This is a genomic window from Vibrio phycocola (assembly GCF_054404255.1).
The window spans coordinates 1-14,138 of record NZ_JBTAMQ010000013.1 but is presented as its reverse complement, the minus strand read 5'-3'; the positions used below and the strand labels follow the sequence as shown (position 1 = coordinate 14,138).

General features: G+C 41.8%; 12 protein-coding genes, 4 tRNA genes and 1 pseudogene. 12 read left to right on the top strand and 5 right to left on the bottom strand.

Annotated elements, in window-relative coordinates; all coding sequences use genetic code 11:
* Positions 1-7: 7 nt before the first annotated feature.
* Together gppA and rhlB are read right to left on the bottom strand one after the other, a co-directional pair.
* Complete coding sequence (gene gppA, locus ACXJY6_RS15905; protein WP_458768926.1) at positions 8-1,498, bottom strand: guanosine-5'-triphosphate,3'-diphosphate diphosphatase; 1,491 nt, start codon at positions 1,496-1,498, stop codon at positions 8-10.
* 36 nt (positions 1,499-1,534) lie between these two features.
* On the bottom strand, positions 1,535-2,833 hold the full coding sequence (gene rhlB / locus ACXJY6_RS15900; RefSeq protein ID WP_456052358.1) for an ATP-dependent RNA helicase RhlB: 1,299 nt from the start codon (positions 2,831-2,833) through the stop codon (positions 1,535-1,537).
* A 111-nt stretch (positions 2,834-2,944) separates the two neighbouring features.
* Here rhlB and trxA point away from each other — a divergent pair, with 111 nt between their 5' ends.
* The 6 genes and pseudogenes from trxA to fre all read left to right on the top strand — a co-directional run bounded on the left by trxA (position 2,945) and on the right by fre (position 8,368).
* Positions 2,945-3,271 (top strand): thioredoxin TrxA, encoded by a 327-nt coding sequence (gene trxA, locus ACXJY6_RS15895; protein WP_456052336.1) that lies wholly within the window; start codon positions 2,945-2,947, stop codon positions 3,269-3,271.
* Positions 3,272-3,463: 192 nt separating this feature from the next.
* Complete coding sequence (gene rho / locus ACXJY6_RS15890) at positions 3,464-4,723, top strand: transcription termination factor Rho (RefSeq protein WP_456052359.1); 1,260 nt, start codon at positions 3,464-3,466, stop codon at positions 4,721-4,723.
* Between the two features lie 103 nt (positions 4,724-4,826).
* Entirely contained in the window at positions 4,827-5,822 is a 996-nt protein-coding gene (locus tag ACXJY6_RS15885) for a hypothetical protein (RefSeq protein ID WP_458768925.1), read from the top strand.
* A gap of 84 nt (positions 5,823-5,906) precedes the next feature.
* Positions 5,907-7,358: pseudogene (gene ubiD, locus ACXJY6_RS15880) on the top strand (4-hydroxy-3-polyprenylbenzoate decarboxylase); the annotation flags it as partial.
* A gap of 11 nt (positions 7,359-7,369) precedes the next feature.
* Entirely contained in the window at positions 7,370-7,639 is a 270-nt protein-coding gene (locus tag ACXJY6_RS15875) for a 2Fe-2S iron-sulfur cluster-binding protein (RefSeq protein WP_456052344.1), read from the top strand.
* A gap of 15 nt (positions 7,640-7,654) precedes the next feature.
* Positions 7,655-8,368 (top strand): NAD(P)H-flavin reductase, encoded by a 714-nt coding sequence (fre, locus tag ACXJY6_RS15870; RefSeq protein ID WP_458768924.1) that lies wholly within the window; start codon positions 7,655-7,657, stop codon positions 8,366-8,368.
* 78 nt (positions 8,369-8,446) lie between these two features.
* Here fre and pssA read toward each other — a convergent pair whose 3' ends face one another.
* Positions 8,447-9,787, bottom strand: coding sequence for a CDP-diacylglycerol--serine O-phosphatidyltransferase (gene pssA, locus ACXJY6_RS15865; RefSeq protein ID WP_458768923.1), 1,341 nt, complete (start codon positions 9,785-9,787; stop codon positions 8,447-8,449).
* 85 nt (positions 9,788-9,872) lie between these two features.
* The gene (locus tag ACXJY6_RS15860; RefSeq protein WP_456052347.1) at positions 9,873-10,313 is read right to left on the bottom strand and encodes a GNAT family N-acetyltransferase; all 441 of its coding nucleotides are present in this window, start codon (positions 10,311-10,313) and stop codon (positions 9,873-9,875) included.
* Positions 10,314-10,378: 65 nt separating this feature from the next.
* Between ACXJY6_RS15860 and murB the strand changes: the two genes are divergently transcribed.
* Both murB and birA read left to right on the top strand, forming a co-directional pair.
* Positions 10,379-11,413, top strand: coding sequence for a UDP-N-acetylmuramate dehydrogenase (murB, locus tag ACXJY6_RS15855; protein WP_458768922.1), 1,035 nt, complete (start codon positions 10,379-10,381; stop codon positions 11,411-11,413).
* Positions 11,413-12,375, top strand: a complete 963-nt coding sequence (birA, locus tag ACXJY6_RS15850) for a bifunctional biotin--[acetyl-CoA-carboxylase] ligase/biotin operon repressor BirA (protein WP_458768921.1) — start codon at positions 11,413-11,415, stop codon at positions 12,373-12,375. Before murB ends, birA begins: the two co-directional genes overlap by 1 nt.
* A gap of 73 nt (positions 12,376-12,448) precedes the next feature.
* Here birA and coaA read toward each other — a convergent pair whose 3' ends face one another.
* Positions 12,449-13,372 (bottom strand): type I pantothenate kinase, encoded by a 924-nt coding sequence (coaA, locus tag ACXJY6_RS15845; protein WP_456052350.1) that lies wholly within the window; start codon positions 13,370-13,372, stop codon positions 12,449-12,451.
* A gap of 209 nt (positions 13,373-13,581) precedes the next feature.
* Here coaA and ACXJY6_RS15840 point away from each other — a divergent pair.
* From ACXJY6_RS15840 to ACXJY6_RS15825, 4 genes are all read left to right on the top strand, one after another.
* Positions 13,582-13,657 (top strand) — tRNA-Thr (locus tag ACXJY6_RS15840).
* Positions 13,658-13,682: 25 nt separating this feature from the next.
* Positions 13,683-13,767: transfer RNA gene (locus ACXJY6_RS15835), tRNA-Tyr, on the top strand.
* A 33-nt stretch (positions 13,768-13,800) separates the two neighbouring features.
* Positions 13,801-13,875: transfer RNA gene (locus ACXJY6_RS15830), tRNA-Gly, on the top strand.
* An 11-nt stretch (positions 13,876-13,886) separates the two neighbouring features.
* Positions 13,887-13,962, top strand: a tRNA-Thr gene (locus tag ACXJY6_RS15825).
* Positions 13,963-14,138 lie beyond the last annotated feature (176 nt).

The window sequence follows — 14,138 nt, the reverse complement described above, 5'->3', positions numbered from 1 at the left end:
GTATAACTTACTGTATCTGTATGATGAGTGGCCACCCCAAATCAGATTGCCGATTGGCTTCCAATTCAAGCTCTGATTTTGTGAGAGGATTCTGGATTAACCAAGTTTTGCTAATCACTAGAGTCAGTTCGTCGTCATTTGCGATTAAAGTAAACTCTGCTTCAACCTGAGTTTGGCGTCGATGGCTCAATATGATTGCTAGACGCAAAAGTTGTAGGAGCCTTTTGGCACTGTTGTTTGAAAGTGCATGTTGATCTGGAATTGGCGTTAATGTATCTCGATAGCGTCTGGATAACTCGGATATGAGAAATTGCTGTGCTTGTGTAAATCCGGGTAAATCGAGGTTTTTCAGTAAGTAAGCACTGTGCTCGCCAGCTGTTTTGAAATCGATACTTAAGCCAATTTCATGTAACTGAGCGACAGTGTTAATTAAGAACTTAGCTTGTGACTCTCTAATCCAGTTATCCCCACATTGCTCCAGCATTGTCGATATAAGCTGAGCAACTTGGTTGCCGTATAAGCGGTCTATTTGATAGCGAGTTTGTACGCTTTCTATTGTGCGTCGGCGGATATCATCTTGCCTTAAATCATCAATCATCTCATAGACTAACCCCTCACGAAGAGCACCACCCGCGAGGGTCATTGATTCGATGTCTAACACTTGAAAGATAGCAATTAGAATAGATAAACCGCTCGGAAAGACTAACGCACGCTCTGATGTCAGACCTTCAATCTCCAACTCTTCAAGTTGATCGAAATACATTGCCTGACTTTGTAATCGCTGTAATTTGGAATGAGTGATTACTTCATCCATTCCTTGCGCCACCATGATTTCTTGCAAAGCTTGTACGGTGCCACTTGCTCCGACACTAATATCCCACCCAAGAGAACGATATTGATTCAAAATAGGTTCAAGGGCTGTTTTGGCCGCATCGATTGCGTTAGTGAAGTTACTTTGGCTTAGTTTATGGTCTTGAAAGTAGCGATTGAGCCAAGTTACACAGCCCATTTTTAAACTGGTAAGTGCTTTAGCATCAAATCCTTCGCCAATAACAAGTTCTGTACTTGCGCCACCAATATCGACAACCAAGCGTTGGCCTAAACCTCCAGAAGTGTGAGCGACACCTTTATAGATTGTTGCTGCTTCTTCTTCGCCTGATATCACTTCTATCGAATGCCCTAATATTTGATTGGCTTTCTCTAGAAATTCGTCAATATTACTTGCGACTCGAAGTGTGGCAGTACCCACAATCCGAATATGTGACTCTGGAATGTCTTGGAGGCGTTCCGCAAATAGGCTTAAACAATCCCATCCACGTTGCATTGCTTCTTGGCTTAGATGATTCTTAGCATCTAAGCCAGCAGCTAGTCGTACTTTACGTTTAATTTTAGCCATTGTTTGTACGCTTCCTTCGACATGTCGAACAACGAGCATATGAAAACTGTTCGATCCTAAATCGATGGCGGCGTAAAACGGTGTAGAGGCGTTATCACTCATAAACGACGACGATTCCTATATTACTGATACTTAATTTTAACGTGTTTGGTTAGGACGACGATTTCTATTACCTCCAGAGCGATTGTTGTTCGAACGATTACCCCCTGTATTGGTGCGGCGAGGGCCTTTATTCGAGAACAACCTGATCGGTGCAGGCAGATCCGTAAGTAAAGCTGTTGGATCATAGTCTGAAACAGGAATTTGATGCTCAATATACTCTTCGATACCGGTTAAATTGATCGCGTACTCTTCACAGGCAAATGTGATTGAATTTCCACTTTCACCAGCACGTCCGGTTCGGCCAATACGGTGAACATAATCTTCACAATCATCAGGTAAATCGTAATTGAAGACGTGAGTCACTTGTGGAATGTGAAGACCACGTGCTGCCACATCTGTCGCAACAAGAATATCAACTAAGCCTTTAGTAAATTCGTCTAGAATGCGTTCACGTTTCTTCTGTGGCACATCTCCAGTAAGAAGGCCGACTCGATGGCCATCAGCGGCAAGACTACCCCAGATTTTTTCACAACGGTGTTTGGTATTCGCGAAGATGATAGCGCGATCTGGCCACTCTTCTTCAATAATGGTTTGCAGTAGTGCCATTTTATGTTCGTTTGAAGGATAAAATAGCTCTTCCTTAATACGGTGTCCGGTTTTTTGTTCCGCTTCTACAACAACATGCTCAGGGTTATGCATATGTTCAAATGCGAGTTCTTGTACTCGATAGGACAATGTTGCAGAGAAAAGCATGTTAAGGCGATCTTGCGGTGCTGGCATGCGACGGAATAAAAAGCGAATGTCTTTAATAAAGCCTAAATCGAACATGCGGTCTGCTTCATCTAGAACGACTGCTTGAATGTTGTTTAGATTGAAGACACCTTGCTTGTAGAAATCGATGATTCGACCGGTCGTGCCAATCAAAATATCCATACCATTTTCTAAGCGAGCCACTTGTTTATCGTAACTTTCGCCACCATAGGCTAGAGCAGCACTAATTCCCGTACTCTTAATCAACGGTTCCGCATCGTTGTAGATTTGGATCGCGAGTTCACGAGTCGGGGCCATGATAATGGCTCGGGGTTGATTTGCTGCGCGACCTTCAACTTCAGGTGTTGAGAGCAAATGATTAAAAGTTGCAGTAAGAAACGCGAGAGTTTTACCAGTCCCTGTTTGGGCCTGGCCTGCTATGTCTTGGCCGGAGAGCACTACCGGCAACGCCAAAGCTTGAATTGGAGTACAGAATTCGTACCCTTTAGTATTCAATCCTTCAATGATTTTAGTGTTTAATCCAAAATCGGCGAACTTTTGCTCTGTGATATGTGTCTTTTTCATTTGCATAGAATATCAGCTTACACTTGCATTAAGGAAGTAAATACATTCCAATAGAGGGCGTAAATACCAATTGTTTTGAAATTGGTGTCTGAAAACACATTGGAGTCGAAGATGAGTGAAAAGATTTTGCCGCTAACTGATGATGGCTTTGACGCTGACGTGCTCAAAGCTACAGGTCCTGTTCTTGTCGATTTTTGGGCAGAATGGTGCGGTCCTTGTAAGATGATAGCCCCTATTCTTGATGAAATTGCAGAAGAGTACGAAGGCAAACTGACTGTCGGTAAATTGAATATTGATCAGAATGCGGAAACCCCACCTAAATTTGGTATTCGTGGTATTCCAACGCTACTTCTTTTCAAAGATGGTGCGGTTGCGGCAACTAAGGTTGGAGCGTTATCAAAAACGCAACTAAAAGAGTTTTTAGACGCAAATTTGTAAGAAATGAGACCGTATATTAGAAATATGCGGTTTTATTATTTTGTAATTGAACAAAACCTAGACTAGTCTTATTTTTAGTGATAATTTATTGCACGTAAAATAAACAGATTTCACTTCTTGGTCAATCCTATCAGACCAAATCTCCTTAACTAGCAAATAGATCCTATTTTGACTAAACAAGTACTCACCACCATGAATTTAACAGAATTAAAGAACAAACCTGTGTCTGAGCTTGTCCAGCTCAGTGAAACTCTAGGGCTTGATAATCTAGCACGCTTACGTAAGCAAGATATTATTTTCGCAATCCTTAAGGCTCATGCGAAAAGCGGAGAAGATATCTTTGGCGATGGTGTTTTAGAAATACTTCAAGATGGCTTCGGCTTCCTAAGAAGCTCCGACAGTTCCTATTTGGCTGGTCCAGATGATATTTATGTCTCACCTAGCCAAATTCGTCGTTTTAACCTCCGTACTGGTGATTCCATTGGCGGTAAAATTCGACCACCTAAAGAAGGAGAGCGCTATTTCGCACTTTTAAAAGTGAATAGCGTTAACTATGACCGCCCAGACAATGCTCGTAATAAGATATTGTTTGAAAACCTAACGCCTCTTCATGCGAACGAACGTATGGTGATGGAACGTGGGAATGGGTCTACAGAAGATATTACGGCGCGCGTTTTAGATTTAGCTTCGCCAATTGGTAAGGGCCAGCGTGGTTTGATCGTTGCTCCACCAAAAGCAGGTAAGACGATGTTGCTACAAAACATCGCTCAAAGTATTGCTCACAATCACCCTGAGTGTCTTCTTATGGTTCTTCTTATTGATGAGCGTCCAGAAGAAGTGACCGAAATGCAACGTCTTGTTAATGGTGAAGTGATTGCTTCTACATTTGATGAACCAGCATCTCGCCATGTTCAGGTTGCGGAAATGGTCATCGAGAAAGCTAAACGATTGGTTGAGCACAAAAAAGATGTAGTGATCTTATTGGATTCAATTACGCGTCTTGCTCGCGCTTATAACACCGTTGTGCCTTCATCTGGTAAAGTGTTAACCGGTGGTGTTGATGCGAACGCATTGCATCGTCCAAAGCGTTTCTTCGGTGCAGCTCGTAATGTTGAAGAAGGTGGAAGTCTTACTATCATTGCGACAGCATTGGTTGATACGGGATCCAAGATGGACGAAGTTATCTACGAAGAATTTAAAGGTACAGGTAACATGGAGCTTCATCTCAATCGTAAGATTGCTGAGAAGCGTGTTTTCCCTGCTATCGATTTCAATCGTTCAGGTACTCGCCGAGAAGAGCTCCTTACTAAAGGTGATGAGCTACAGAAAATGTGGATTCTGCGCAAGATTGTTCACCCTATGGGAGAAACAGATGCGATGGAGTTCCTTATCGATAAATTGGCAATGACAAAAACCAATAATGAATTCTTTGATGCGATGCGACGTCAATAAAATGAAACATTGATAATCAACGCCACCATTTTTGGTGGCGTTTTTATTTGCATCTAGTGCCAACACGCCACACAATAGCATCAGGTGTTATATGGAGATTAACATGCGACATGGATGGTTGTGGTTAATACTCGTTTGTTGCTTACGTTTGCCAGTCTTGTCGTTGGCACATGCAGAAGAAATGAGTATTGTCGAGCGAGATAGTTGGTTAGCTCGCCCGGAGTTAAGTGAAAAAGTTGATGAGCTAATGGAGCTCGTTACACAAAATCAAATTGAAGCTCTCGATTTTTCCATTCAAAGCCTTGCTAATCCTCAACAAGAAGTGATTCGCTTCTTATTATTACAGCGTTTTCAAGATGCCTCAATTCAGCTTTCTATTGATGTGGAAAACCTTGTGGCAACACTTCGTTTACTTGCGCCAAAATATCATGTAATTGAAAAAGGAGATGGATTTGAATTTCTCTCTCCAGCATTTGACTATCCTTCTTTGGCTCATCGCTTGGTAAAAGAGTGGCAATTTGAGAGCAATAGCAAAGCATTTGTTTCCAGTGTTCAACTACGTCAATTGGATCTTGAGTTGTGGCTAACTGGTGAGTTGGAGGTTGTTGAGAAGCATCAAGACCTATTACTTCGAAGCATGGACCAGTTAGAGCCATTAGATATTGATTACCTAGTCAGTCAAATCACCACACCTGATGTTGTCAGCTGGTTACCCTCTAATCAAATAATGGCAGGATTGGCCCAAGCCAGTAACGCCTCATCTTTGTATAAATTGTTTTGGTTGATGCGAGCCGATTTATACTCTGAGCAAGAAGTCGCACGGTTAGGTGAACAGAATACCGTATTTGCACTCGAGCAACTTATTCTCGCCAGTAGAAATCCGAGACTTAAGCAACAGGCCCAATCGGCGTTAGCAAAAGCTTTCCCCATGCAAGATTTCGTTCGTCGTTATTTCCTAATACAACTAAACCAAGAGGGTGATGCGAACTTTGTTGCGGGTCAATTGATCGCTAATGGGTATAGAGCTTGGTTGCAGGAATTGGTCGATGTTGGCTCTAAGATTAAATATAAACAAGTGAAAGCAGAACTTGACCGTTAGAATCACAATCGAAAAGAAAAATAACGTAGTACTCAGTCGTTTTTTGATACACTTTATTAACCATTACCAGCGATTAGAAGCCCTATGAGTTTTAAGGATTTACGAGCGTTTTTAAACCATCTTGAAAGCATTGGTCAACTCAAGCGAATAGCCCATCCTATTGATCCCGTTTTCGAGATGACGGAAATTAGTGATAGAACCTTACGAGCAGGTGGCCCTGCCTTGTTGTTTGAAAATCCTGTTGGCTATGAAATGCCAGTACTTACGAACTTGTTTGGTACTTCAGAGCGAGTTGCGATAGGTATGGGGCGAAAAGAGGTTAGTGAGCTCCGAGAAGTTGGAAAACTGTTGGCATATTTGAAAGAGCCGGAACCACCAAAGGGTTTCAAGGATGCGATTGATAAGCTTCCCGTATTTAAACAAGTTCTCAACATGCCAACCAAACGCTTGAGTAAAGCCCCATGCCAAGAGGTAGTTTGGCAAGGGGATGAGGTTGATTTAGATAAAATTCCGGTGATGAGTTGTTGGCCTGGTGATGTCGCGCCACTATTGACGTGGGGGCTAACCATCACAAAAGGACCGAATAAGTCTAGGCAGAATATCGGTATCTATCGGCAGCAGAAGTTATCGAAAAATAAAATCATTATGCGTTGGCTCGCCCACCGAGGTGGTGCGCTCGATCTGCGAGATTGGATGGAAACGAACCCTGGCGAACCTTTTCCTGTATCGGTTGCATTTGGAGCTGATCCCGCGACAATACTCGGTGCCGTAACTCCCGTTCCCGATACGTTATCTGAATATGCTTTTGCTGGTCTCTTACGTGGCAGTAAAACTGAAGTTGTTAAATCATTAAGTAATGACTTAGAAGTTCCCGCAAGCGCTGAAATTGTATTAGAAGGGTATATTGATCCAACAGAGTTCGCCGATGAGGGGCCTTACGGCGATCATACCGGCTACTTTAATGAGGTAGAAAGTCATCATGTCTTTACCATTACCCATATTTCGATGCGTAAAGATCCTATTTACCACAGTACATATACTGGGCGGCCACCAGATGAACCTGCTGTACTAGGCGTTGCCTTAAATGAAGTTTTTGTGCCTATTTTACAAAAGCAATTTCCTGAAATTGTGGACTTTTATTTACCACCAGAAGGCTGCTCTTATCGTGTGGCTGTTGTCACAATGAAAAAGCAATACCCTGGTCATGCTAAGCGTGTAATGATGGGGGTTTGGTCGTTTTTACGCCAGTTTATGTACACTAAGTTCGTTATTGTGTGTGATGATGATGTCAATGCTCGAGATTGGAATGATGTGATTTGGGCAATGACAACCAGGATGGACCCCGCAAGAGATACGGTATTGATTGAGAATACTCCAATTGATTCTTTGGATTTTGCTTCCCCTGTTGTAGGTTTAGGGTCAAAAATGGGAATGGATGCGACCAACAAATGGGAGGGTGAAACTCAACGAGATTGGGGAACACCAATAAAGAAAGACCCTAAAGTTGTCGCTAAGATCGACCAAATCTGGGACGAATTAGGGATTTTATGACCTATACTGTTCAGATCCTTCCAGAGTCTATAGAATTTGAAGTAGACTCGAACCAAACCGTACTCGATGCTGCGCTCAACAATAATATACTATTTCCGCATCGATGTAGGGTAGGCGCTTGTGGAATGTGTCTATGTAAAATGGTATCAGGAAGTGTTCGTTATCACCTTGAACCATTATTGACTGAACAAGAAAAGAAAGAAGGCTGGATATTTACTTGCCAAGCTTTTGCAGAAAGTAATTTAGTGCTCACTTTGGATGAGTGAGTAAGAAGGAAGAATATGACAATTAAAACCAAAGTAAAATCGATAGAATCTTTGGCATGTAATACGTACAGAATTTTATTGCAACCCGAGCACGTTATTGATTTTAAGGCCGGTCAGTATTTAATGGTCGTAATGGGCGAGAAAGATAAGCGGCCATTTTCAATCGCAAGTAGCCCTTGTCGCTCTAATGGAGAATTAGAGTTACATATTGGAGCTGCAGAGCATAACGCTTATGCAATTGAAGTTGTAGATGCGATGCGTCAAGCTCTCGAACAAGGCAGTACGATTGATATTGATGCTCCTCATGGTGATGCATGGTTGCAGCAAGATGATGGCAGTCCATTATTGCTGATTGCTGGTGGTACGGGATTTAGTTATGTCCGTTCTATCCTTGATCACTGCTTAGCTCAGAATATTGTTCGACCTATTTATCTTTATTGGGGTGCGAAAGATTCTTGCCAGTTGTATGCTAAAGAAGAGTTAATCGTTTTAGCTAATCAGTATGACAATGTTAATTTTATCCCTGTTGTTGAATCTCCAGATGCAAAGTGGCAAGGTAAAATTGGGAATGTATTACAAGCAGTCGTACAAGATTTCAATTCATTAGAAGGCTTTGATATCTATTTGGCTGGTCGATTTGAAATGGCTGGGGCTGCGCGTGATTTATTTACATCAACGAAGCAAGCACGGCGCGAACGAATATTTGCAGATGCTTTTGCTTATATCTAAAGTCTCACATTATTGAGCTTACAGAAATAATAAAGGAGCCATCGGCTCCTTTATTATTTTATCTTTAAAATCAACTTATTAAAGAATTTGTTTCAAAATACTGTCTGTTTTTGTTCGCCTTATTCGCCGTAAAAGCTTTAATACTAAAGGTGGGTAGCTATCAAATGGGTCAATCTGCTTATAGCTACCAATTAATTGAGTATGTTGAGTAATATTGTCGAATTCTTGTTGGAACTTTTCGAGTAAATGACCTTGCTTATCATTTATTAAGAGCCCATTTTCTAAGTCTAACTTCCAAGCTCTTGGGTTCAAATTATTTCCAGTAAGCAGCATATAGTGTTGATCAACCCAAATGCCTTTTAAATGAAAACTATTGTTATCATGTTTCCAAAGATGAATTGAAAGCTGGCGACTGGCGATACGAGCTTCATATGCCTTAGCAAAACGTCGAAGATTTAACTCATATAAATAAGGAAGACCACTAATGGTTTTAAAAGGTTTATCAGGTGGGATATAGAAATCATTCGCTGTTTTATCACCCACAATAATACTGACTTTTACACCACGGCGTAGGGCTCGTTTCACCTGATTGCTGATCCGAGCTGGGAAGTTGAAGTAAGGCGTACAGATGATTAACTCTTCTTTTGCCTGGCCAATCAATTGATAGATTCGTTGATTGAGACGGTTACGACGCTTACCAACGCCTACCAGAGGTGTAATGCCGACTTGGCCTTCAGAAATTTTTTGTGGCTCATAGGAGTATTCAGAGCGACGTAATTGACCTCGAAATCGCTTAATTGTCGGTTTCAGTTCTTTGGTCGTCGGCCTAGTTGGGTCGCACAAATTGTAAACGGCTTTATGGGAAATAATTCTTTGCTGAATCAACGATACCATTGAATCAGCGAGAACTTTATTATCGATAGTATGGTAGCGATCGAAACGATAGCGTTCAGCATGATGGAGATACACATTATTTAGACTTGCACCACTGTATATAACAGAATCATCAATGATAAAGCCTTTAAGGTGAAGAACCCCAAATATTTCTCGGTTGCGAACAGGAATACCATAAACGGGTATTTTCTCAGCATGTTGTTCAGCAAAACGCTGGTACATCTCTGCATTCCCATTCGATTTCTCTGCTCCAATGAGCCCTCGTTGTGCGCGATGCCAGTCTACGCAGACAGATATATCTAACAAAGGGTTACGCTGTTTGGCCGCGTATAACTCGGTCATGATTTCTCGACCTGCCTCATCATCTTCGAGATATAACGCGACAAGATATATACGACATTTTGCTTGGCGAATTAAATCGATAAGCTGACGTTTATACGCTTTGGCAGAAAGGAGAACATGAAAATTCTGCGGATCTAACGCAATCGCTGGCAAGGTTTCAAGAGGGTTTTTACGACCAATCATCTGTTTTTGTACAACCTTAGAATCTTAGTAAAGGAGCAGCCCTCGATACTAGCAAATTTCTCGTTGATATGGCTATAAAAGGGTGTCAAATATGAGAGAATTCCGCAACATACCTCATTGGGATAAGCGATTTCCCACTGCTTTTATACCGTTGAAACAGAATGTTAAGGTTATTTGGCAGTTGATCAGGGTCTAGTGAATGAAAGTGATGAGCTTGGTAAAAGGGTTCTAACCAAGTGAATGCAAAACAGTATACATTCTCAGACAAGATCTGTTGTTGGCAATGCTCGAGAAGTTGATGACCAATACCTTGTCCACGAAATGCCTCATCTACAACCATTCCGGTTAACAACTTATATTGCTCTATTGGGCGAAAACGCACCACAGCGCAAATTTCACCAAGAGAACGAGCGATTATAATATGTTCGTTTTTCTTAGGTTTTGTTGCTGGGTAGTGACGCTTATAAAAGCGTTGGACTAGAGGTAATTTTACCGAGTCTAGGGTTTCAAACTCTAACTTGATCATTAGTAACTAGGAATCCCAACTATCTGATGTAGAATATCTAAAGTTTATTAGATTTTAAGACGCTCATGCAAATACAACTTAACGCCGACCTAAGACAGTATCATACCTTTTCCCTTTCGCAACATTGTGAAGTGCTTGTAGAAATTACCTCTATCGAAGAGTTGATCGAGGTGTATTCAAAGCCTGAATGGTCTCATTTACCAAAACTAATTCTGGGAAAGGGCAGCAATGTGCTATTTACTCAATTCTATGCGGGAGTCGTAGCGATTAATCATCTCCTTGGGATTGAGATTAAAGAAGTAGGAAATACGGTTTCTCTTCATGTTATGGGAGGAGAAGACTGGCCTAGTTTAGTCAAAATGACCGTTGAGAATAAATGGTGTGGACTTGAAAACCTCGCGTTGATTCCTGGCTGTGCTGGTAGTGCACCAATCCAGAATATTGGGGCATATGGCGTCGAGTTTAATGATATTTGCGACTACGTAGAGTTTCTGGATTTAGAGACCATGACCATTCAGCGACTCACTCAAGCAGAATGTCAGTTTGGCTATAGAGATTCAATATTTAAGAATGAGTTATACGCCAAAGTGGTGATTACAGCCGTTGGTCTTAAGCTAAGCCATATTTGGTCACCTAAATTAGGTTATGGTCCTTTACAATCTCTTGATAATAAGAGTTCATTACAAGATGTGTACGACATTATCTGCCAGACTCGTATGGAGAAATTACCCGATCCTAAAGAGATTGGTAATGCCGGTAGTTTCTTTAAGAACCCTTTAATATCTCATGAACACCATCAGAGCTTACTACAGCAGTTTCCTAATCTAGTAGCGTATCCAGCAGGGGAATCAATGAAAGTCGCAGCAGGTTGGCTAATCGACCAATGTGGGCTAAAAGGACTGAAAATAGGTGGTGCTCAAGTTCATCCGCAACAAGCCTTGGTATTAACGAATATTGATGGTGCAACTATTGATGATGTTTTGAGTCTTGCAAAACAAGTCGTCGATAAGGTTAACGATCGTTATCACATCACGTTAGAGCATGAAGTTCGTTTTATTGGCAGAGATGGTGAGACGCAGTTGAGTGAGGTTTTGGCCTGATGAAAGAACATCACATAAAGTTATCATTGTTAGCAATGTTATCGGATGGCTCATTTTATTCCGGTGAGGCGTTAGGAACTGAGTTGGGCATTTCTCGATCTGCCGTGAGTAAGCACATTAAAGGCATTCAAGAGTGGGGCGTTGATGTCTTTCGTGTTCAAGGAAAAGGCTATCAGCTCTCTCAACCCATCGATTTATTAATGGAAAGGAAATTGCAGGAATACAGTGATTCTCCTGTGATGTTGCATCCTATCATAGATTCAACGAATCGATTTCTATTGGATAAATCTGAAGAGTTAGACAGTGGCACAGTCTGTGTTGCTGAATACCAGTCAAAAGGGAGAGGACGTCGTGGACGGCAGTGGCTGTCTCCTTTTGGCGCTAACTTATACCTGTCGATGTATTGGCGTCTTGATGCGGGTATGGCTGCGGCGATGGGATTGAGCTTAGTCGTTGGTGTAGCGGTTGTGGAGGCTCTTGAAACCTTGGGAATTGAAGGCATAAAACTAAAATGGCCTAACGATCTCTATTATCAAGATAAAAAACTAGCCGGTATTTTAGTGGAGATGTCAGGACAGGCTGGTGGAGCGGCTCATTTAGTCATTGGAATGGGGATGAACTTGATGATGCGCCAAGAAGAGAGCGATATCGATCAGCCATGGACCACTCTTTCAGCAGTATTGGATGGTAAGTCGGTTGATAGGAACCAGCTTGCTGGTTGTTTTATCCAAGCGTGGCAACGAGCATTAACTGATTACGAACGCGATGGAATGAAGGAATTTGTCGAGCGTTGGAATAGGCTTGATAATTTTTTAGAGCGGCCGATTAAGCTGTTGATGGGGCCAAACGAGGTCTTTGGTATTTGTCGCGGCATTAACGAGCAAGGTGCTGTGTTGTTAGAAACAGAACAAGGTGTCGAAAGTTTTATTGGTGGAGAGATATCGTTGCGTGGCGACAACTGAAGCTAAAGCTGGGAATTAATGCATTCCCTCCCATTCTCGATAATAATCTTTGTAGATCGCGTTATAAAGTGACTTACTTGCGTAAAATAATGTTATCGACAGTATGATTGGCGGTTTTCTTCAGAACTAATCGAGCTCGCTCTCGAGTAGGTAAAATATTTTGCACCAGATTTACTCCATTAATCGTATTCCATATGTTTTTAGCTATTGAAATAGCTTCAGGTTCATCGATTTTTGTGTAGTGATTAAAATAAGACTCTGGCTGTTGGAAAGCGCCTTTTCTAAATTTTAAAAATCGTTCGACATACCACTGCTTAATGAGTGAATCTTCCGCATCAACGTAGATCGAAAAATCGAGAAAGTCAGAAATAAATACTCGATGAGGATCGTGTGGATAATCCATACCACTTTGTAATACGTTCAATCCTTCAATAATTAGGATATCCGGTTTATCAACCACCTTCTTTTCATCGGTAATATCATAGGTGAGGTGGGAGTATATTGGTGCTTCTACTTTTGGCTTGCCAGCTTTTACATCCGAAACAAATTGAACCAAACGGTTGATATCATAAGATTCAGGGAAGCCCTTCTTACTCATGATGTCTTTTTCGATCAGTACTTTATTAGGATAAAGAAACCCATCAGTTGTGATCAGTTCAACCTTTGCATGATTTTCCCAGCGAGCAAGTAGAGCGCTTAATAGCCGAGCTGTTGTACTTTTCCCAACAGCGACACTTCCTGCAATTCCAATAACATAAGGAGGAGCCGTTTCACTATTACCTAAAAACTGATTTAGGACGGTCGTACGATTTTGGCGAGCAGCAACATATAAATTGAGTAGTCGAGCTAACGGAAGGTAGATCTCAACCGCTTCTTGCATTGTCAGTTTTTCATTAATACCTTGCAGCTCGTGTAAATCGGCTTCAGATAAGGTCATGGGTACCGAATTTCTTAGCTCTGACCATTGCTGACGATTGAAAGATAGGTATGGACTCATGTTGGACTCGTGTTTCTACTCATATTAGTGTGTAGCAAAATACCTTAAGGCGCGAAGAAATCAAACCGACTAGTGCAATATATTGCGCTTTGAGGGGCAAAATTAAACCAAAAAATTCATAGGAATAAAAAAACAGACGGAAAAAGGAATTTTTTTTAGTTAAAGGCTTGCAAGCAAAGAAATCATTCAATAGAATGCGCTCCACTTGTGCCGACTTAGCTCAGTAGGTAGAGCAACTGACTTGTAATCAGTAGGTCACCAGTTCGACTCCGGTAGTCGGCACCACTTTCTTTTGAAAGTGACTAAATTTGGAGGGGTTCCCGAGTGGCCAAAGGGAGCAGACTGTAAATCTGCCGGCTCCGCCTTCGATGGTTCGAATCCGTCCCCCTCCACCATTTTTTAAGGAAATAGCTCTCAGAGTTACGAGTGCGGGCATCGTATAATGGCTATTACCTCAGCCTTCCAAGCTGATGATGCGGGTTCGATTCCCGCTGCCCGCTCCAATCTTTCGAGTGCTGATATAGCTCAGGCGGTAGAGCGCATCCTTGGTAAGGATGAGGTCCCCAGTTCGACTCTGGGTATCAGCACCAGATCTCTGTTCTATTTCCTTTTAGAAATTTAATATTGACTATAACTTTGGTTACGTGGTCTTCAAAGCCACTTAAATCCGTACCTTGAGGGACTACTTATGTCTAAAGAAAAATTTGAACGTACGAAACCGCACGTAAACGTTGGTACTATCGGCCACGTTGACCACGGTAAAACA

Coding starts and splice junctions, on each gene's coding strand:
- gppA (WP_458768926.1), bottom strand. CDS start 1,498: ATGAGTGATAACGCCTCTACACCGTTTTACGCCGCCATCGATTTAGGA.
- rhlB (WP_456052358.1), bottom strand. CDS start 2,833: ATGAAAAAGACACATATCACAGAGCAAAAGTTCGCCGATTTTGGATTA.
- trxA (WP_456052336.1), top strand. CDS start 2,945: ATGAGTGAAAAGATTTTGCCGCTAACTGATGATGGCTTTGACGCTGAC.
- rho (WP_456052359.1), top strand. CDS start 3,464: ATGAATTTAACAGAATTAAAGAACAAACCTGTGTCTGAGCTTGTCCAG.
- ACXJY6_RS15885 (WP_458768925.1), top strand. CDS start 4,827: ATGCGACATGGATGGTTGTGGTTAATACTCGTTTGTTGCTTACGTTTG.
- ACXJY6_RS15875 (WP_456052344.1), top strand. CDS start 7,370: ATGACCTATACTGTTCAGATCCTTCCAGAGTCTATAGAATTTGAAGTA.
- fre (WP_458768924.1), top strand. CDS start 7,655: ATGACAATTAAAACCAAAGTAAAATCGATAGAATCTTTGGCATGTAAT.
- pssA (WP_458768923.1), bottom strand. CDS start 9,787: ATGATTGGTCGTAAAAACCCTCTTGAAACCTTGCCAGCGATTGCGTTA.
- ACXJY6_RS15860 (WP_456052347.1), bottom strand. CDS start 10,313: ATGATCAAGTTAGAGTTTGAAACCCTAGACTCGGTAAAATTACCTCTA.
- murB (WP_458768922.1), top strand. CDS start 10,379: ATGCAAATACAACTTAACGCCGACCTAAGACAGTATCATACCTTTTCC.
- birA (WP_458768921.1), top strand. CDS start 11,413: ATGAAAGAACATCACATAAAGTTATCATTGTTAGCAATGTTATCGGAT.
- coaA (WP_456052350.1), bottom strand. CDS start 13,372: ATGAGTCCATACCTATCTTTCAATCGTCAGCAATGGTCAGAGCTAAGA.